Here is an 18672-nt window from a genome sequence, read left to right as displayed (position 1 = left end):
AGAAATATGCCAGGGTGTGTCCGTCTATTTGTCAGGCACGCCGGGGAGAATTGTGTGGTGAGCGATCACGGCGGTTACGACAATGAGCAACGAGTGAATAAAGTTGCTGGCATATTCAGCCAATCGTTTTTGTTAAGAAAGTGACAGGAACTATAAAAACAGTATGTTGTTATCAAACAGGCAGGGCGGGATCGCACTTTGTTAATGAAATTTGAACAGGCAGATCGTCTGTGATCTAATCGCGTCTCCATGCAGGAGGCACGCGCTATGACGTTGATTGAACACCTTACCCTTGTCGAAGAAACTCGCTCTGAGATCAATCGTAAACATAACCTGGTTGATGTCATGTTCCTTGTCATCAGTGCCATCATGAGTGGTGCCGAGGGCTGGAATGACATCGAAACCTATGGCGATTCAAAGATCGATTGGCTGCGTCAGCATCGCCCCTTTGCCAACGGCATCCCGCGGCGTCACACGGTTGCCCGCATTCTGCGCTGCATTGTCATCGATACCTTGCTTGAAGCGTTGCTGTGCTGGGTCAATGAACAGCGCACTCATCAGGGCAAACCCATCATTGCCTTTGATGGCAAGGTGTTACGCGGCTCCTTTCGGGGAAATGCCAAGGATGCGCTTCAGTTGGTCACGGCTTACGATACCGAAAATGGGCTGGTGTTAAGCCAGAAAGCAACCCCTAACAAGAAGGGGGAAATCGAAACCGTCAAAGATATGCTGGACATTCTTGAGCTAAAAGGAGCCGTTGTCACACTCGATGCGTTGCATTGTCAGCGTGAGACACTGGAGAAAATCAGCGAGAAGAAGGCTCATGTAGTGGTACAGGTCAAGAATAATCAACCGAAGCTGTATCAAGCGGTTCAATCGCAATTCCAGTCACTGTTTGACGCCCAGAAAGAGAAGATTGTCGTCGAGCACAAAGAGAGTGGACATGGCCGCCAGGAAGAGCGTTATGTGTTTCAATTAAAAGCCAAATTACCGCCAGAGTTGACGGAGAAATGGCCGACAATCCGCAGCATCATTGCCGTTGAGCGTCACCGCAGCGCCAACGGAAAAGGAACGGTAGATACCTCTTACTATGTCAGCTCGTTATCCCCCAAGCACAAGCTGCTAGGGCACTATATACGGCAGCACTGGCGGATAGAGAACAGCCAGCATTACATTCTTGATGTGGTGTTCAACGAGGATGCTTCCAGGATAGCGATGGAGGATGCGGTCGAGAATATGGCGCTATTCCGGCGGTTCGTATTGAATATCGTAAAACAGAGCAATTGTGGTGCTCGAAGTCAGAGAAACAAGCTAAAAAGAGCCGGCTGGAATGACGACTATCGGGCTCAGTTATTCTTTGGTTAAAATATCAACAAAGTGTGCTCCCGCCCTGGGTCTATGACGGGATCCGCTGGCACGTGCGCGCTTACTGCGAGAAGAAAAGGGTATATCTAGATTTTGTGATGAGCCGGTTTCGTGGGGAACCTGAGCTGCTTGATACCTCCCCTCACGGTCGGGATCAGGATCTTGAGTGGAACACCCAGGTCACTGCGGTGGTCATCCCCAATCCAACCCTCAGCACAGGACAACAGGCCATCATTGCCAGTGACTATGCCATGCCAGATGGCAAGCTGCTGATAAGCCAACGCATCCCTTTGATACATTACGCGCTGGAGCGCATGCAAGTGAGCTATAACGGCGATCACGAACAGCATCCGCTGCTCTACCCGCTGGTGCTGGCAAACGGGGACGAGTTGGTAGCCAAGGGCTGCATCTTCAAGCTCCGAAGCCCGGATTTGCGCGAGAGTTAAGGGCTTTATGATGTCCCAGATAAGAACGTGAATAAAGGAGAGAGCCTTGGCTCTCTCCTGCGACAAGGACCTAAAAATTACCCGTCTCCTGCTTTTTGATGTGACAACCACAGAAATACTCCGCCTGTGCAGCGTTATCACCGTATAGCCGGTGTCCACTCATTAGCCATTCAAACACGGTTAGGGCCGTGTCCTCTTGGTCGATGCAGTGGTACGCCACACGCCCCAAGCCAGGCTCCATAGGAAGCCGCTCTACTTCTTTGCAGAAACGAAAGCGCCGCAAGATGCACTCACGCCAGTATTCTGCAACTCGATAGGCAAACCACTCAGGCCTTGTTGCTTGTTTACAGTCACTGAATAAGAAGACCATCCGCACCAACGTCATGTCGTGTGAGTCACTCACACGACAGACAACACACTCCAAGTCTTTAAATAAAGCTCGAGTTTTGGAGTCACACACCAACCAAGTGGACATCCACTCTATCGCAGTGCAAACATCATTAAAATGCCGGGCACCGAAATAGATTTCCAAACTAAACGCATAACGCGTCGATACTGGGTCAGTTGCCTCCCACCACAATAGCCGCAGAATATCCTTCGTCAGGACCGGCTTTAGATCATAATGCGCTAAACCACCGCATACAGTAGGCATATGCATATACTGCTCAAACTCTGGCTGTACCTTTTCTCCTACTACTTCACTCTTGTTAATTTCCGTCATCTTACTCTCCTGATTTTCCAAAAGGTTGACTACTACCAAAATTACGCTGACCGGGAACCTTTGTTCTGGTCTTCGCTAAATACGCAGCTCGCAATAAAAACTCGCGATATACAGGGGAATGTACCGTCGCAGCACGACGGTCAAATACGTACGCAGGATTCTTCGGGAAATGCACTAAAGATGCATAGTCTGGATGGGCAAGCCCAAGAGCACTACACCAAGCACGCTGTATTCTAAGGGACATGTTGTCGGCAGCAGCGCTATGGTAGGCCCCCAAGTACGCATAGATGTCTTTATTAAAGAGCAGCACAACGTGGTAATGCTGGCTCGCACTCGAGTCCTGCTCGCGCACCCAGATATATGCAGGAAAGGCAGGTTGTCCTCGCCTGTTCTTACGGTAGTGGTCCGTCATTAATTGGCTTTTAAGTGCACCAAAGAAACGTGTAATTACCGCTGAGTCCTGCCGAGGAAAGCACAGTGGTATATCAGGCTCCTCCGGCCAATTAGCTTGTGGTAAACGCAAGTCCACACGCACGGCAAACACACGGGGATATATATCCAAGCAGTTTGCAATGACCTGTGACAACTTGTTTAAGTAATAAGGTGAAATACTCCCATAACGCTGCTCAGCTGCAGCAAGCAGGTTATGGAGCTCCTCTGGGCTAAGCTGGTAGCCCAACGCTGAATTCATCTCTCCTCCTTTTCGGCAGGTATGGTTAGTCCCATGCCGATTTAATGCATGTAGATTTTGTGGATGGGTCAAGAGTGGCCGTACAAGTCCACTCATCCATTAAGTGGATGATGTAATTTATTACAGTAGGACGTCAGTGCAGAGGGTATGTAGCCCTAGCGGACATACCCATTGAGTCAAGCCTGAGCAATGCTGCTTAGGCTGTACAGGTCAATAGCCACTTAGTGTGGCTGATATTCCCGTGTAGGGCTGCTGGTATAGCAGAACGTGTTGGTAGGTACGTAACTAAGAGTGTTCTGTTGATGGGTATATTACATATACCGAATAGGTAGAGGTTCAAAACTCTCGGTATCCTCAGCCCTTTTAACGTAAGTGCTACGTAAATACCTTCATTCATAGAAGACAACATACTCTTGAGTTATTACATCGACACGAAGCTATTCGAGGACCTTTGTTCAATCCAGGCGACTATATCACTTAACCGCCACGCCACAGCTCTTGGCCCCAAAGAAATTTGAGGAGGGAATGCGCCTTGTTTTATCAAGCGATAAATTGTTGCTTTGGATAACGTGGTCATTTCGGTAACGTCTTTCAGTTTAATGAGTTTCATGGCTTGGTCTCTCGCTATTGGTTCATAGCTGGAGCTGCGCCGTAATAATTTACGTATGGAGCAGGGTTACATCTCATATGGCCTGTTCACTGTCTTGGTTGCTCACCACATCTGACGCAATCTACTCATAACAAGCCTATAGATGGCTATGCTCGCGATAATGGCGAGGATCAAAAGAGATTGCCACTACCTAAAAAACTCGTGAAAACCGTCACAAAAACCAACAATAAAACACACATTGAAAACTACATTGTAGTACTTTATGTTTTTATATTTTGAGGTAATAATATGGCTGTCAATGGCATACCATCTAACCCGATACCAAAAGACGACCTATTCATTGATTATCTTTGGTATAAAAGCCGTCAAGTTAATAATGGCTCTATAACCAAAACACCAGATAGGTCTGAATTAAACAAACAACTACGAAATCTTGCTATTACCGAACTTGCCAAAAAGTACATGCAAGAGTCCGACATCAGAAATAAAAACGAATTAAATATTGAGCGATGGATAAATACAATTGCTACCGAATTTGAAAAAGACTGTCTCAAGCAAGATGACTTCCGTTGGCTAGAGGGCACCCCTAGGCAATTATGTTATATATGGAGATGGCTGAGCCACTTAAGTTGGGAAGAGATCAATAATTACTGGCTCATGAAAAAATCATATAAACATCATATTAACACAAGCATTCAAGACAAAAATAAGAAAACAAGCACAACGCATTATGTTGGCATGCATAATGTTGACAACAACACTGTGACAAAGCACGACATAATTTGCTTCATCAATAGACTTAACAATACTAAACATGAAAAGGTGGAGTTTATTGAAGACTTCAGAGGTGCCGCCAATAAGACATTTAAAAATAAAGACATAACCAATTGGTTTGCCAATGATAAAACGCTAAAAGCAGATTGGCTAAGCGATTATCTAGCTTCAAGTGAATTAGGCTACACTCCGTTAATAGAGCCTGAATCTGGCTGTCCTATGAATGATCTAATATCATTCTTAGACGTACTTCACACGTTCAATGAGGACAAATACAAATGGATAGTCATTAATATTAGAAAGGCATGGAATCAGAGGACATACAGGGAGAGAAATAAAACAAAAAAACAATACAGCATCAATATGAGCCATGACATCGGCGATATTCTAGACAAGCTTAGCTTGGCTAGAAATGAAAATAAGAATGCGATTGTTGAGGCACTTATCAGAGCTGAGTATAAAAAACTACCAAGATGATATATATTACTTAGTAGCATCGCTTAATGCAGCCAGGTTATATTCAACCCTAGCTGCATATAAACCCGAGAGTATATATGGTTACTTTCGACCAAATTTCATTTTTATCACATTGTGAGATACCATATCTGACGCTGGGTCTTGCATAACCTCATCTGCCACTAGCCTCCCCCACTGAATCCATACAAGACGGGTTTTCTCAGTATGGCGTGAACGATGGTAAGTTCTAATCAGTTTATTAATAGGAGTGTGATTCAAGCAAAGCTCAATCACTCTTTCCTCAATATCTAGTCTTTCCGCCCAGTTAGTAGCCGCACTACGCCGTAAATCATGGACAGTAAATGGTTCCATATCAGCTAAACATCTTGCAATGAATCGTCTTAGCGCTCGTGTAATTGAGTCGACTAAAATTGGCTCTATTTCATCATTTTTTGGACGATCAGATTCGAATACGAAATCACCATTGGCATACTGCCCCTGTTCCTCAATTACTGATCTCGCTTGAGGAGAAATAAAGACAGTATGAGCTCTACCATTTTTGGTTTCAGGTATGGTCCATATATCATCCTTGATCTGTGAAAAACGCATATTAGCGACTTCACCTCTACGACATCCAGTTAGTATCAATAACTTAATCGCATTCGCGGCAGGTAAAGAAATCGTTGCATGTCGAGAAACGCCACGCCCTCCAGCCGCTAAGCTACCACCACTTCCAAGATCCTCGTCAATCGCCTTCCATAACCTGCGCAATTCGGGGACTGTCAGCCATCTCTCTCTTGGCGAACCGGCACTGGCACCAAAATCCTTGGGTCGCAACAGTCTCGCAGGGTTGGCTTCGATCAGGCAGTGAACCACCGCATAATCCAACATCTGGTTCAGCGTTCCCAACCCCTTACGGGTTTCGTCTTTTGTTGCTCGTCGGGTTATCTCTAACGCTTGTGCCAAATGTGCACGTGTCAAATCGATTAAACGAATATTGCCGAGGGTCTTCTTGAGATGACGATTCCAACGATCCTGATGACATTGGAGGGTTTTGGGTTTGACGACCTGAGCAATACGCTGTGCATCGAGCCATCGTCCAAGCAAGTCATCCATCGTCAGGGCGGTTTCATTTTTGGCCTTTTCACTAGCAACATGCTTGCGTGGATCAATCCCTTTCTTTACCAATGCAGCCAGTTCTGCATGCTCAAGCCTGGCTCGCGCCAACGACAGCGCCGGGTAATTACCCAGAACAACTGTCGCCTGAGTACCAGCAATCCGATAACGATAGACAAATCGCTTGCTCTTCCCGGCCCTAACTTCAATGGCTAATCCACCGCCATGAGGAGATTTCACCGCATAGCGGGTAATCGAGGCCTCCCCTTGCAAAATCAATGAGGGGATCTCTCGATCCTGCGTTACCGGTTTTCTTGCCATAGCATTCTCTCCCCCCTGTTTGGGGTACCACTTGGGGTACCACAGAAAACATGATATAGGGTGAGACTTCATGAAACTAGCTGAAACCCACAACAAGAAAAATAAACATTAAAAACAGTGCATTACAATCATTTCATCAACCTTATAAAACCTTCTGAAACACTGCCGACCTTGGCTCCTAAGGGACAGGCCACTGGTTCGACTCCAGTCGGGAGCGCCATATAAAACAAGGGGTTAGCATAGTTACTATGCCAACCCCTTGGTCATTTTGGCTCAGAACAATCTGTGAATATTCAGCCGTGACGTGATGGCCCTCAAGCCACACCAGGTAATGCAGCAATATTCCGTATCCGACCCATCTGCGACAAGCTGTGGCTATCTTGTCCTTTCACGGGCAAGGCTCAGCGCATATCGAACACCGCACAGCATGTCATGACCCGATGAGTGACCATAATCGGCAACCTGTTCGATGGCCGTGAAGATGTCATCTCCTCGCGCTGCCGCCAGTTGCAGCAAACGCTCGCCATAATGGCCTGCAGCTCCCAATTTCAGCATGGCTGCGCTAATGTCCGTCGTGCGACCAAGCAGTGGGCTCAGGGCAACGATCAGCTCGTCACGACGTGGATGGGCCTGATTCTCCAGCGCAAATAACACTCCCAACAGAAAATCATCGCCGGATGGGGTCAAACCATGGCCATAACCGAGCAAGGAAATGAGTGCCGGGGTCAGCTCGTCTTCCCTTCCCCCCAACCCGTTCCCCAGCATCGCCAGCGATGCGGTCAGATAGTCACGATCCTTGCCATGCCACTGCGCCCAGAAGCCGCCAGCAGGAGGATTCTGCACCAAGAAGTGATCCAGTGCAGACAACAGAGCTGTGCCCAGGATTCGCTCACCAGTCAGGCAAGTCGAGAGCCATCGGCAACCGGCTAATGCGATCTCGCCGTCACCCCCCTGGAGCGTACTACCGCACCAGCGCCAACGGCTACCCGGTTGCAATGCATCAGGCAGCTGCCTCGTTGCCAGCACCACCCCTGCAGGAGGCAACGGCATGTCGCATACCAGCAGCGTGAACCATTCCCTCTGGCATGAGACCAGATTACAACTGCGCTCGAAGCGGGAGTGCACGGTCAGAATACTCGAAACAGGAATGGCCCGAACACGTTCACAACCCCGCACAGCGGAAAGGGAAAAGAACGACAAAAGATGCTCCTTGAATACAGATTGGCGAAGCAGATCACAGTTCCGGGATCCTCTTTATCGATAGTCACATCCGGAGGAATGGAGGCCTGCCCTGGCGCAACACCAGTGGTGATCGCGGTTTGCGCCATTGTGCCACCGTGGTGAAATGCCATCCCTCAAATCTTTTGTTGGTTGGAGCCAATTTCTTTCTGCGCAGCCCCGCTTAGCCCTCCATAGACTGGCCACATGAATCATCCATCCCGTAGGAGAACACCATGAACAAGCGTATCAGTGCACAGCCTTTCGATTTCACTTTCGACCCGGCCACCACCGCCCTCATCGTGATCGACATGCAGCGTGATTTCGTCGAGCCCAATGGATTTGGCCATGCCCTGGGGAACGATGTCTCCCTTGTGCGACGGGCCATCGACCCCTGCCGCAAGGTCCTCGACGCAGCCCGTGCCAACGGCATGCTGGTCATCCACACCCGCGAAGGCCACCGCCCGGATCTGACCGACTGTCTGCCCGCCAAGCTGGTTCGCGGCGGCAAGCGTTTCATCGGTGAGCAAGGCGCCATGGGCCGCATTCTGGTGCAAGGGGAAGCGGGACACGACATCATCCCGGAGCTCTATCCCATCGCGGGCGAACCGGTGATCGACAAGCCGGGCAAGGGGGCATTCTACTCCACCGACCTGCACCTGATTTTGCAAGCGCGCGGCATCCGCTCGCTCATCATCTGCGGCGTCACCACCGAGGTCTGTGTGCAGACCACCGCCCGTGAAGCCAACGACCGCGGTTATGAGCTGCTGATCCCGGCCGATTGCTGCGCCTCCTACTTCCCCGAATTTCACCGGGTCACCCTCGAGATGATCCAGGCCCAGGGCGCCATCGTCGGCTGGGTCAGCGATTCCGCACACGTGGTCACCGCCCTCAAGGACTGACCCCGGGGGCTCACAGCCCCGTTCTCTACTGACTGACAGAGGGCCCGTGACCGGGTCCGGGCCTTCTACACCCGTTAATTACGGAAACACCGGCATGTTGCATTACAAAATCTATTCAAATCTCTACAAGGACTCCGTCTCGCTGATGCAGATCTCCTCCCGCCTGAGCGGGTTGGAGGGCGTGCGTCAGGCCTCGGTCGCCATGGCAACCGAGGCCAACCTCGATCGGATGCGCGATGCGGGGATGGCGCTCTCCGTGGTGGCCAAACCCAGCGATCTGCTGATCGCCTTGCTGGCCGATGAAGCCATTGGCCTGCAGGCACTGGCACTGGCCGACGAACTGCTGCGTCCGGCACCGGTCGACGACGCCCCCGGTGCCGTGGGCCTGCGTCCCGCTACCTCCCTGGCCATGGGCAAGGAGCGCGACAGCGACGCCAACCTCGCCCTCATCTCTGTTCCCGGTCGCTACGCTGCCGCCGAGGCGCTCAAAGCGTTGCACCTTGGCATGAACGTCATGCTGTTTTCCGACAATGTGCCCGAAACACAAGAGCTGGCCATCAAGGAGTTTGCTGCCCGGCAAGACCTGCTGGTGATGGGGCCCGATTGTGGCACCGCCATCGTGAATGGCATGCCGCTGGGGTTTGCCAACGTGGTACGCCGCGGCACCATCGGTCTGGTGGCGGCTTCCGGTACCGGTCTGCAAGAGGTGAGCTGCCGCATTCATCATCTGGGTGAAGGCGTCTCCCAGGCGCTTGGCACCGGCGGGCGTGATCTGCACGAGGAGATCGGTGGCTTGAGCATGCAGCAGGCGATCCGGATGCTGGCAGCAGACCCCGACACCCGCCTGATCACCCTCATCTCCAAGCCACCCGCAGAAGCGGTGAGCCAGCAGGTACTAGCCCTGGCCCGCGAGTGCGGCAAACCGGTCGTAGTGCATTTCCTTGGCGCCGACTGCGCCGCGCTGGCAGCGCAAGGTGTCATCCCTACCGCCAGCCTGCAACATGCAGCCGATGTGGCCGTCGCCATCCTGCGCGATGAACCGCTGCCCTCCTCCACCCGCTTTGATGACGCGGCACTGGATCAGGTGCAAAGCGCACTCGGCGCCATGGCACCAGGGCAGCGGGATATTCGCGGCATCTTTGCCGGCGGCACCTTCTGTTACGAAGCCCAGCTAGCCCTCATCGCAGCCGGTCTCGCCTGCGAATCCAACGCGCCGGTCAAGGGTGCGAGTAAGCTGCAAGACCCCGCCCGTGGTTACGGCCACAGCTTGGTGGACATGGGGGATGACGAATTTACCCAGGGTCGCCCCCACCCCATGATCGACCCGACCCTGCGCAACGCCCGCCTGTTGCAGGAAGCCGCCGATCCCGCCACCGCCATCTTGCTGTTTGATGTGGTGCTGGGCTATGGCGCCAGCCTCGATCCCACCGGTGAGCTGCTCGCCACGCTGGCGCGTGCCCGCCACGAGGCAGAACAGACCGGACGCCAGCTTATCGCCATCGCCCACGTCTGCGGTACAGAACTCGATCCCCAGCCGCGCCAGCAGCAGATCGATCGTCTACGTGAGGCTGGCGTGATGATCGCCCAAAGCAACATGCAAGCCGCCCAGCTCGCCGCCCGACTGGCCCTGCAACTGAAGTGAGAATCAAGATGAGCATTCAATCCGCCAATCCCCTGTTTCAACAACCGCTCCGGGTGCTCGGTCTGGGCCTGCAGAGCTTTTCCGACAATCTGATCGACGCCGGTGGCCAGGTATTGCATCTGGCCTGGCAGCCGGTCGCCGAGGGGGATGATGCCGCCAACTGGACGCTGGCTACCCTGCTGGAAGATCCGCGTATTCAGGCTGCCAACGAGCAGGCGATGCAACGCTACCTCGAAGCCCAACCCTCACTGATCGGCGTGAGCGTTGCCAGCCGCGAAATCGCGGCGCTACGCGGCAAGCGCCGCATTCTGCACGCAGGCCCTCCCATCGACTGGAGCGAAATGTGCGGCCCGATGCAGGGCGCCATCGCCGGCGCCATCGTGTTCGAAGGCTGGGCCCCGGATGTCGACAGCGCCATGGCCATGGCCGCGCGGGGCGATGTTGCGCTCGAGCCCTGCCACCACTATCAGGCGGTCGGCCCCATGTCCGGCATCATCAGCCCCTCCATGCCGGTCTGGGTGGTGGAGAACTGCGCCCACGGCAACCGCGCGTTTTGCAACTTCAACGAAGGGCTCGGCAAGGTGTTGCGCTTTGGCGCCAACAGCGACGAAGTGCTGACTCGCTTGCGCTGGATGGGCGACGTGCTGGCCCCGACTCTGGCTGCTGCGCTCGAACAGTGCGGTGAAATTGAGCTCAAGCCGCTGATCGCCCAGGCCCTGCACATGGGAGACGAGTGCCATAACCGCAACGCTGCGGCCAGTGGTCTGCTGTTCAAGCGCCTCGTACCAACTCTCGCCAGTCTGGCCCGCGGGCCCGAGGTGCTGGCGTTCATCGCCGCCAACGATCACTTCTTCCTGAACCTGTCGATGGCTGCCTGCAAGGTGATGCTTGATGCGGCGCACGGCGTGCCTCACAGCACCATGGTGACCGTGATGGCCCGTAATGGCGTCAACTTCGGCATCCGCCTCTCCGGCACCGGCGATCGCTGGTTCCAGGCTCCGGCCAATCCGGTCAACGGCCTCTTCTTCCCGGGGTACGGCGTCGATGACGCAGCTGCCGATCTCGGGGATTCAGCCATTACCGAAACCGCAGGGATCGGCGGATTCGCCATGGCCGCCTCCCCTGCCATCGTCAAGTTCGTCGGCGGTACCCCGGCCGATGCCATCGGCCACAGCATGGCGATGCAGCAGATCACCCTAGCACAACATCCTGCCTTTACCCTGCCTGCGCTCAACTTTGCCGGCTCGGCCACTTGCATCGACGCCCGCAAGGTCGTGGATCGCAACATACTGCCGGTCATCAACACAGGGATCGCCCACAAGCAAGCCGGCGTCGGCCAGATTGGCGCCGGGATCACCACAGCCCCGCTCGCCTGCTTCGTTACTGCCCTCTCGGCCATCGCCGACGAATTGGAGTCATAAACATGCAGAAGAAAAAACTCGCCGTCGTCGCCGTGGGCGGCAATGCCCTGATCAAAAGCCGTGATGAAGTGGCTCTTGACCAACAGTACGACGCAGTTGCCGAGACCGCTCGCCATGTGGCTGACCTGATTGCCGCTGGCTGGCGGGTGGTGCTGACCCACGGCAACGGGCCGCAGGTGGGCTTTATCCTGCGCCGAAGCGAACTGGCCAGCGCTGAAGTACCGACCGTGCCGCTCGAGTACGCCGTCGGCGATACCCAGGGCGCCATCGGCTTTATGTTTCAGAACGCCCTGGGTAACGAGTTGCGGCGTCGTGGACTGGTACAGACCAAGGTCATCGCGCTGGTCACCCAGACTCTGATCGATCGCCGCGACCCGGCCTTTGCGCATCCCGACAAACCCATAGGCGCGCACATGAACCAGGCGATCGCCGAGCAGCTCGCAGCCGAGCAAGGGTGGCAGATTGCCGAGGATGCCGGCCGTGGCTGGCGGCGGGTGGTTGCCTCCCCGGCACCGCTTGGCATCGTCGAGACCCCCACCATCCGCGCCCTGCTCGAGCAGGATGCCCTGATCATTGCCTGCGGCGGTGGCGGCATTCCGGTGGTGAGGGAAGAGGACGGCTCTCTGCGAGCCGCACAAGCGGTCATCGACAAGGATCGCGCCTCTGCCCTGCTCGCCATCGAGCTGCAGGCCGACATGCTGCTGATCCCGACCGGTGTCGAGCAGGTCGCCATCCATTTCGGCACGCCGGAGCAGCGCTGGCTCGAGAGCCTGAACCTTGCAGAAGCAACACAGCTGCTGGCCGACGGTCACTTCGGTGCCGGCAGCATGGGTCCCAAGGTGGAGGCCATGCTGAGCTACCTCAAAAGTTGTCCGGGCGGGGTGGGTCTTATCACCAATCCGCCCTCCATGGGGAAGGCGGTGCTTGGCCAGGCCGGCACCCGTTTTCTGGGTCACTGATGACAGGCGGGGCCGGGTGCCCCGCTACGAGACACATATCACCACACACGTTAAGGAGTACTCATGTCTGATAACAAGGTTCTGCTCGCAGTCAACGGCACCCTGATGCGCGGCCTGGAGCTGAATCCCAACATGCTGGCCGTCGGCGCCGAGTTTGTCGCCGAGTCAGCCACCACTGCGGATTACCGCTGCTGGAGCATCGGCGATCGCCACCCCGGCATGGTTCGTTTCCCCGGTGAAGGGGCCGAGATCGCCCTGGAGCTGTGGGCTGTGCCGCCCGCCGGACTTGGCAACATCCTGCAAAAAGAACCCGCCGGCCTCTCCATTGGCAAGGTCACCCTGAAAGATGGTCAGGAAGTGCTGGGCGTACTGGCCGAGCCCTGGCTGGTCGAGGGACAGCGGGAGATCACCGAAACCGGCGGCTGGCGCAATGACACAGGTCACCACCACATCGACTAAGCAAAGGAGTTCATCATGCGCAAAACCGACACGAGCCCGGGAACGGCATCCGGCCTGCACATCACCATGATCCTGCTGGGCATCGCCATGACCCCGGTGCTTCTCTCCTCATCCAGTCTGGGTAACCAGTTGCAGGAGGGGCAGCTCGTCAGCGTCGTGGCGCTGGGGGGGCTGATCCTGGCCATCCTCTCTGCCATCACCATCAGCGTGGGAGAAAAAGCCCGACTGCCAACCTATGGCATCGTCAAGTTCTCTTTTGGCAACAAGGGGGCGACTGCCATCAACATCCTGATGGCCATCAGCCTGTTTGGCTGGATTTCGGTCACCGCCAACATGTTCGGATACACGGTGCAGGATCTGCTCGCCCAGCAGGGCTGGTCGGTACCAGCGCCCCTGCTGGTGGCTATGGGATGCGTCATCTTCACCGCATCGACCGCCTTTGGCTTTGCCGTGCTCGGCAAGGTGGCCCAGCTGGCCGTGCCCGTGATTGCGCTGATGCTCTGCTACATCCTGAGCGTGGTGCTCGACACCCCGCCCGCTCCCATTGGCGATGCCCTGAGCAGTATGGAGACCGGTGTTGCGGTCTCAAGCGTGGTCGGCACCATCATAGTTCTGGTGGCCACCCTGCCCGATTTCGGCAGCTTCGTGCATAACCGCAAGCATGCCCTGATCGCCGCAGCACTCACCTTTATGATCGCCTACCCGCTCCTGTTCTGGGCTGGTGCCACCCCGAGCAACATCACGGGTCAAGGTTCCCTGCTGGGTGCCATGGCGCCACTCGGTGCGGCACTGCCGGCAGCACTGTTACTGGTCTTTGCCTGCGTCACCGGCAACGCCGGCAACATGTTCCAGGGGACATTGGTGGTCTCCACCCTGCTTGAGCGCATCCCCAAGTGGCAGATCACCGTAGCGCTGGGGATACTGGCGACCCTGGTCGGCAGCATGGACATCATGAGCTGGTTTATCCCCTTCCTGCTCTTTTTGGGCATTGCCACCCCGCCGGTGGCCGGCATCTACATCGCCGATTTCCTGCGCTATCGCAGCCAGGGCTACGACGAGCGACTGCTGGCCCAGGAACCCCCCATCAAATGGAGCACCTTTGTGGTCTGGATCCTCGGCTCGCTGGTCGGCTTCCTGACCGCCAACGGCGTCATCACTCTGACCATGATCCCGTCGCTGGACTCCATTCTGGTGGCAAGCCTCGGTTATCTGGCGCTAAGTCGCCGCCCGGCACTGCTCGCCGATAAACAGGCTCACTGAGCCCTCACATACCAAAAAGGCCGCATCTGCGGCCTTTTCATAGTAGAACCAGCGCTAGCCGAGTGGCCCCAGCAACCCCTGCTGCAAGGCCGGATCACGCAGTTGCCGCAACCACCAGCTAAAGCAGGGACGCGTATGCTGGCGCTGCCAGGCCAAAAACAGAGGCGTGGATTGTTTAGGGGCTTCCACCGTCATCACCTGCAGGCGACCATCGTCGATAAGCGGTTGACCAAAATGACGTGGCACAAAGCCGATGCCGACCCCTTCGGCCTGAAGCGAGAGTTTGCTGTGGAAATCGGGTACTTGTAGCGCTTTCTGGCCACGCAACAACCAAGCTTCCTTGGGCTTGAGCTGTACAGAAGTATCTCGAATGCAAATCGCCGGATAACGGCGCAGGGTTCGCTCGGTCAGGGGTTGGGGCAATTGTGCCACCGGATGGCGCGGGCTCACGGCAAACACCCACTCCACCATCCCCATCGGCTCTGCGCCGATCTCGCTATTGGCAATCACCTGATTGGGCGCCCCTACAGCGATATCGGCCCGCTTGGCCAGCAGGGCATCCCACACCCCGTCGTGCACGTCGATGGCGAGCTGGATCTCAGTCTGGGGAAAAAGAGTCTCACATTCACGTAGCAAGGGGGTGAGAGGCGCCAGCGAGAGGATGTTGTTAAAAGAGAGGCGGATCGCGGGTTCAACCCCCATGGCAATCAGGCGGGTGGAATCTTCGAGGCTGCCAAGCTCACCCAGGATCAGCTCCCCGCGCTTGATAAAGTGGTAACCTGCCTCCGTCAGCACCAGTTGCTTGCCTTGGCGCTCGAACAGACTGACGCCGAGGGCATCCTCCAGCTTATGCAGGGTGTAACTGAGAGCGCTGGGTACCTTGTGCAACTCCTGGGAAGCGGCGGCAAAACTGCCACAGCGGGCAATGACAATAACAACCTTGATCGCGTCGGCGGTAATAACCATGCAAAACAGCTCCTTTTCGGGAGCGTAATATAACATCACCAGTCATCCAGTTTTTTGACCACCGCCATCAAGACAGAAAAAGGTACCCAAAGCAGGTCACTTTTCCACATGCATTTGGGGTTATTTCTGGCCATGATCAGGCATCTGCCAGATCACCGATGGCCGGAATACGGCCAGTTCTATGGCCTTTACGCTTTTTGGATAAAAACCCCGTCACCGAAAACAGAACCGCTCTGCTAGACTGGCCCTCTTTTTTATCATGTCGTGCATCTTGCAAAGGAGTGTTGGATGTCTGCTTCTTCCTGGTGGGACAGGTCCACCGGTTTCGCCCTGCTGACCATACTGCTGTGGGCCTCTCTGGCGGCCCTCACCTCCAGAGTCACCAGCGTGCCGCCACTGGTATTGGTGGGTCTGGTGCTGCTGTTTTGCGGCCTGGGGGCCTTGCCATTCTGGCGCCAGTGGCGAGCCAGCCCTCTCACCTGGCTGGTCACTGTGACTGCCCTCTTGTTCTACCACCTGTTGTTGTTCATGAGCTTTCGCCACGCTCCCGTGCTGGAGGCAAACCTCATCAACTACCTGTGGCCCCTGTGCATCATATTGTTCACCCCCCTGCTGCTACCGGGTCACCCGCTGCAGGCCCGCCACCTGCTGGCCGGAGCGCTCGGCCTGGCCGGCTCCGTGCTGGTGATGGTCAATGGCGAGCTGCAACTGCAACAAGCCTATCTGCCCGGTTATCTGCTGGCACTCGGCGCCGCCATCATCTGGGGCGGCTATTCCGTACTCTCACGCCGGCTTCCCCCGGCGCCGGCGGTCGTGACGGCGGCAGCCTGCCTGCCCGCGGGCTTGCTAGCATTGCTGCTGGCCTGGCTACAGGAGGGGCCCCTGCCCCTTACACAGATCCCGGCCGGTGACTGGTGGCTTATCATCGGATTGGCGATCGGTCCCATGGGGGCCGCCTTCGTCACCTGGTATCTGGCGCTGCGGGACGGAGATCCACGCCGGATCGGTGCCCTTGCCTATCTCACGCCACTGTTGAGTACTCTTCTACTGGTGCTGCTCAACGGCGAGCAGCTCACACCCCGCCACCTGCTGGCCGGCACCCTCATCATGGGGGGGGCCCTGCTCGGCATGCAGGGCAAACGAGCCACCCCGGCACTGGCAACGGCACACCCGAAGTGACGGTCGGGAGCCTGGCGCCCTTGCCACCAAGGCGCGCAAGGCTCCCGTCATAAAAATGCCACGCATCCTGTTTAGCCTCACGCCATGCTCCCCATGGTCTGTGCATACAGGAAGATCACAGTGAAAATCGCCCATTACGCCACCCTCTCCTCCCTCGTCTTGTTGCTGGTTGCTGGAGGGCAGGCGTTGGCCCTGCTCCACGGCTGGCAGCAGCTGGGCCAGAGCAATCTCGCCCAACAACAGCATGAGGCTCGCCAGCAACTGATCACCGTCTCTCTGCAAGATACCCTGCGCGCCTATCTGGATAGTGGCGATCCGCAACGACTCACTGAAGCGCAGGCGCTGCGCCAGCAAGCGCTGGAAAGCCTGACGGGACAACCCGATGCTCTGGCAGGGCCACTGCGCCAGCAGCTGGCAGCGATGGAGCAGCGGATCGCGCACGACTATCTTGCCGCCGGCAAGCTCTCCGGCAACAGCCAGTCACTGCTGCAACATGCCGAAAACGAGCTCGCTAGCCAGGCCATTGCCCTGTTGCGTTACGCCGGTTCGGGCAACTCCGACGAGCAAGGGGCAGTCGCCCGGCAATACCGAGAGGGAGCCGCCACCGTGCTGGCCAGCCTGCCGGCGCTCTCTCATCTACGCGAGCGCTATATGGCGCAGGGCGACGACAAGTTGCTCGAGGGGATCCGCTTCGAGCTGGACGCCCAGCAAAAACAGGCGGTGCAGCTGCAAGCCCTGCCTCTGCTCGGCCACTATGAAGAGGCACCGGCCGATGAATTCACCCTGGGTGAGCTGCAACGCCAGGAGCTGGGTGAGCAGCCCCGCAGCGAACTGCTGTCGCTGATCAAACGTTACCCACAGGAACTGGCCAACAGCCGCAAGGCGTTGGGGCAGCAACAGGCGGGCCGTCAGGCGATACAGGAGGACATCTTGCAGATGCTGCAGGCAACCGGGCAGATGGGAGAACAGCTCGCCCAGGCGCGTCTGGCAGTGACCCGCCACCTTGCCACCATACTGGGTGCCCTGGCGTTGTGTCTGGTGCTGGTCGCGCTGCTGTTTGCCCTGGTGCAGCGCCGCTGGCTGCTCAGGCCACTGCTGCGGTTGCGCAGCGCCTTCCTGCTACTGGATCAGACCGGCCAGGCCGCTCCCCTGCCGACGGGGCGCGAGCGCAACGAACTGGCGGATATCGTCGCCAGCTACAACCGTCTGCTCGGACGCCTGCAGCAGGAGCAAAAACACAAGGCCAGCCAGCTGTCGGCGGTCTCCACCAGCTTGCAGGGCATGGTCAATCAGGTCGATGAAATTCACCAGAGCACCCGCACCACGGAGCAGGTGGTCGACGAGAGCGGTCAGATGATGGGAGAGCTCAACCAGCTGGCCAGCGAAGTGCATCAGGTCGCAGCCGAGATAGCCCGGCATGCCCATCACAACGAACAGGCGATGAGCGAGAGCGAAGGGCTGGTCGGCAATATGCTGCACGCCACCCATCAGACCGGGCTCGCCATCGACGAGAGCGACGAGGCCCTGCGCGCGCTCAGGGGATCGGTCACCGAGGTTTCCGCCATTGTCGATGTCATTGGCCACATCGCCCAGCAGACCAATCTGCTGGCCCTCAATGCCGCCATTGAAGCAGCCCGGGCCGGTGAAGCCGGGCGGGGATTTGCCGTGGTCGCGGATGAAGTGCGCACGCTCTCGGCCCATACCCAACGTTCCCTTGACCAGATCACCGACATACTGACACGGCTGACCCACTCGGGTGAGCAACTTGCCACCGTGCTGACCCGCATCACCAGCGAATCCGGCAGCCAGCGGGTCCAGGCCGAACAGTTGCGCCAGACCACCCTGGCGGTGCGGGAAATCGCCCGCAACACGACGGTGATCGCCCTGCAGGGGGCGGACAACGCCAAAAGCCAGGAGCACAAGCTTGCCAACTTTGCCGACCTGATCGCCCGCATCCATCAACATGCGCACCAGGTCAGCCAGCTGTCGGTCCAGGTTTCATCCCATATCCATCACCAGGCCCGGCAGATCCCCCGCATCCTCGGCCAGCAAGGCTGATCCGCATCATTCTCCCTACTCACTCCGCCATGGCGGAGTGAGTTTTTTTGTATCGCAAAATTATATGTTGCATACGGGTTATACCAGCACCGGCATAACCCTGCAGGA

At 56.4% G+C, this 18672-nt stretch carries 17 protein-coding genes; 11 read left to right on the top strand and 6 right to left on the bottom strand.

Features of this window, described 5'->3' with window-relative positions:
* Nucleotides 1-267: 267 nt before the first annotated feature.
* Together I6L37_RS09220 and I6L37_RS09215 are read left to right on the top strand one after the other, a co-directional pair.
* Nucleotides 268-1365 carry an ISAs1-like element ISAs1 family transposase gene (locus tag I6L37_RS09220; protein WP_010676219.1) on the top strand — a complete coding sequence of 366 codons (1098 nt, stop codon included), beginning with the start codon at nt 268-270 and terminating at the stop codon, nt 1363-1365.
* A gap of 98 nt (nt 1366-1463) precedes the next feature.
* Nucleotides 1464-1811: a hypothetical protein gene (locus tag I6L37_RS09215; protein WP_254203558.1), complete on the top strand. Its 348-nt coding sequence runs from the start codon at nt 1464-1466 to the stop codon at nt 1809-1811.
* 70 nt (nt 1812-1881) lie between these two features.
* Here I6L37_RS09215 and I6L37_RS09210 read toward each other — a convergent pair whose 3' ends face one another.
* The 3 genes from I6L37_RS09210 to I6L37_RS09200 form a co-directional block, all read right to left on the bottom strand.
* Nucleotides 1882-2532 (bottom strand): hypothetical protein, encoded by a 651-nt coding sequence (locus tag I6L37_RS09210; protein ID WP_128297572.1) that lies wholly within the window; start codon nt 2530-2532, stop codon nt 1882-1884.
* A gap of 1 nt (nt 2533) precedes the next feature.
* Nucleotides 2534-3223, bottom strand: a complete 690-nt coding sequence (locus I6L37_RS09205; protein WP_128297573.1) for an inovirus Gp2 family protein — start codon at nt 3221-3223, stop codon at nt 2534-2536.
* 421 nt (nt 3224-3644) lie between these two features.
* On the bottom strand, nt 3645-3833 hold the full coding sequence (locus I6L37_RS09200) for an AlpA family transcriptional regulator (protein ID WP_216993847.1): 189 nt from the start codon (nt 3831-3833) through the stop codon (nt 3645-3647).
* Nucleotides 3834-4121: 288 nt separating this feature from the next.
* Between I6L37_RS09200 and I6L37_RS09195 the strand changes: the two genes are divergently transcribed.
* On the top strand, nt 4122-5084 hold the full coding sequence (locus I6L37_RS09195; RefSeq protein ID WP_216993846.1) for a hypothetical protein: 963 nt from the start codon (nt 4122-4124) through the stop codon (nt 5082-5084).
* An 81-nt stretch (nt 5085-5165) separates the two neighbouring features.
* Here I6L37_RS09195 and I6L37_RS09190 read toward each other — a convergent pair whose 3' ends face one another.
* Entirely contained in the window at nt 5166-6500 is a 1335-nt protein-coding gene (locus tag I6L37_RS09190) for a site-specific integrase (RefSeq protein WP_216993845.1), read from the bottom strand.
* Between the two features lie 375 nt (nt 6501-6875).
* Nucleotides 6876-7700, bottom strand: coding sequence for a DUF2877 domain-containing protein (locus I6L37_RS09185; RefSeq protein ID WP_216993844.1), 825 nt, complete (start codon nt 7698-7700; stop codon nt 6876-6878).
* A gap of 254 nt (nt 7701-7954) precedes the next feature.
* On the opposite strand from I6L37_RS09185, the gene I6L37_RS09180 reads away from it, so the two are divergent.
* From I6L37_RS09180 to I6L37_RS09155, 6 genes are all read left to right on the top strand, one after another.
* Complete coding sequence (locus I6L37_RS09180; RefSeq protein ID WP_042073230.1) at nt 7955-8620, top strand: cysteine hydrolase family protein; 666 nt, start codon at nt 7955-7957, stop codon at nt 8618-8620.
* Nucleotides 8621-8714: 94 nt separating this feature from the next.
* Entirely contained in the window at nt 8715-10262 is a 1548-nt protein-coding gene (gene fdrA, locus I6L37_RS09175) for an acyl-CoA synthetase FdrA (protein WP_216993843.1), read from the top strand.
* An 8-nt stretch (nt 10263-10270) separates the two neighbouring features.
* The gene (locus I6L37_RS09170) at nt 10271-11683 is read left to right on the top strand and encodes a DUF1116 domain-containing protein (RefSeq protein WP_216993842.1); all 1413 of its coding nucleotides are present in this window, start codon (nt 10271-10273) and stop codon (nt 11681-11683) included.
* A gap of 2 nt (nt 11684-11685) precedes the next feature.
* The gene (locus I6L37_RS09165; protein WP_216993841.1) at nt 11686-12642 is read left to right on the top strand and encodes a carbamate kinase; all 957 of its coding nucleotides are present in this window, start codon (nt 11686-11688) and stop codon (nt 12640-12642) included.
* Nucleotides 12643-12705: 63 nt separating this feature from the next.
* Entirely contained in the window at nt 12706-13101 is a 396-nt protein-coding gene (locus I6L37_RS09160; protein ID WP_216993840.1) for a gamma-glutamylcyclotransferase, read from the top strand.
* Between the two features lie 15 nt (nt 13102-13116).
* A complete protein-coding gene (locus I6L37_RS09155) occupies nt 13117-14361 on the top strand; it encodes a cytosine permease (protein WP_216993839.1) in 1245 nt (414 codons plus the stop codon).
* A 54-nt stretch (nt 14362-14415) separates the two neighbouring features.
* Here I6L37_RS09155 and I6L37_RS09150 read toward each other — a convergent pair whose 3' ends face one another.
* Entirely contained in the window at nt 14416-15327 is a 912-nt protein-coding gene (locus tag I6L37_RS09150) for a LysR substrate-binding domain-containing protein (RefSeq protein ID WP_216993838.1), read from the bottom strand.
* A 288-nt stretch (nt 15328-15615) separates the two neighbouring features.
* On the opposite strand from I6L37_RS09150, the gene I6L37_RS09145 reads away from it, so the two are divergent.
* Nucleotides 15616-16506: a DMT family transporter gene (locus I6L37_RS09145; protein ID WP_216993837.1), complete on the top strand. Its 891-nt coding sequence runs from the start codon at nt 15616-15618 to the stop codon at nt 16504-16506.
* 120 nt (nt 16507-16626) lie between these two features.
* Nucleotides 16627-18564 (top strand): methyl-accepting chemotaxis protein, encoded by a 1938-nt coding sequence (locus I6L37_RS09140; RefSeq protein ID WP_216993836.1) that lies wholly within the window; start codon nt 16627-16629, stop codon nt 18562-18564.
* Nucleotides 18565-18672 lie beyond the last annotated feature (108 nt).

This window comes from Aeromonas sp. FDAARGOS 1407 (assembly GCF_019048725.1).
GTDB classification, from domain to species: Bacteria; Pseudomonadota; Gammaproteobacteria; order Enterobacterales; family Aeromonadaceae; genus Aeromonas; species Aeromonas enteropelogenes.
Note: the sequence above shows the minus strand (reverse complement) of the source record. Positions and strands in the feature narration are given on the sequence as shown.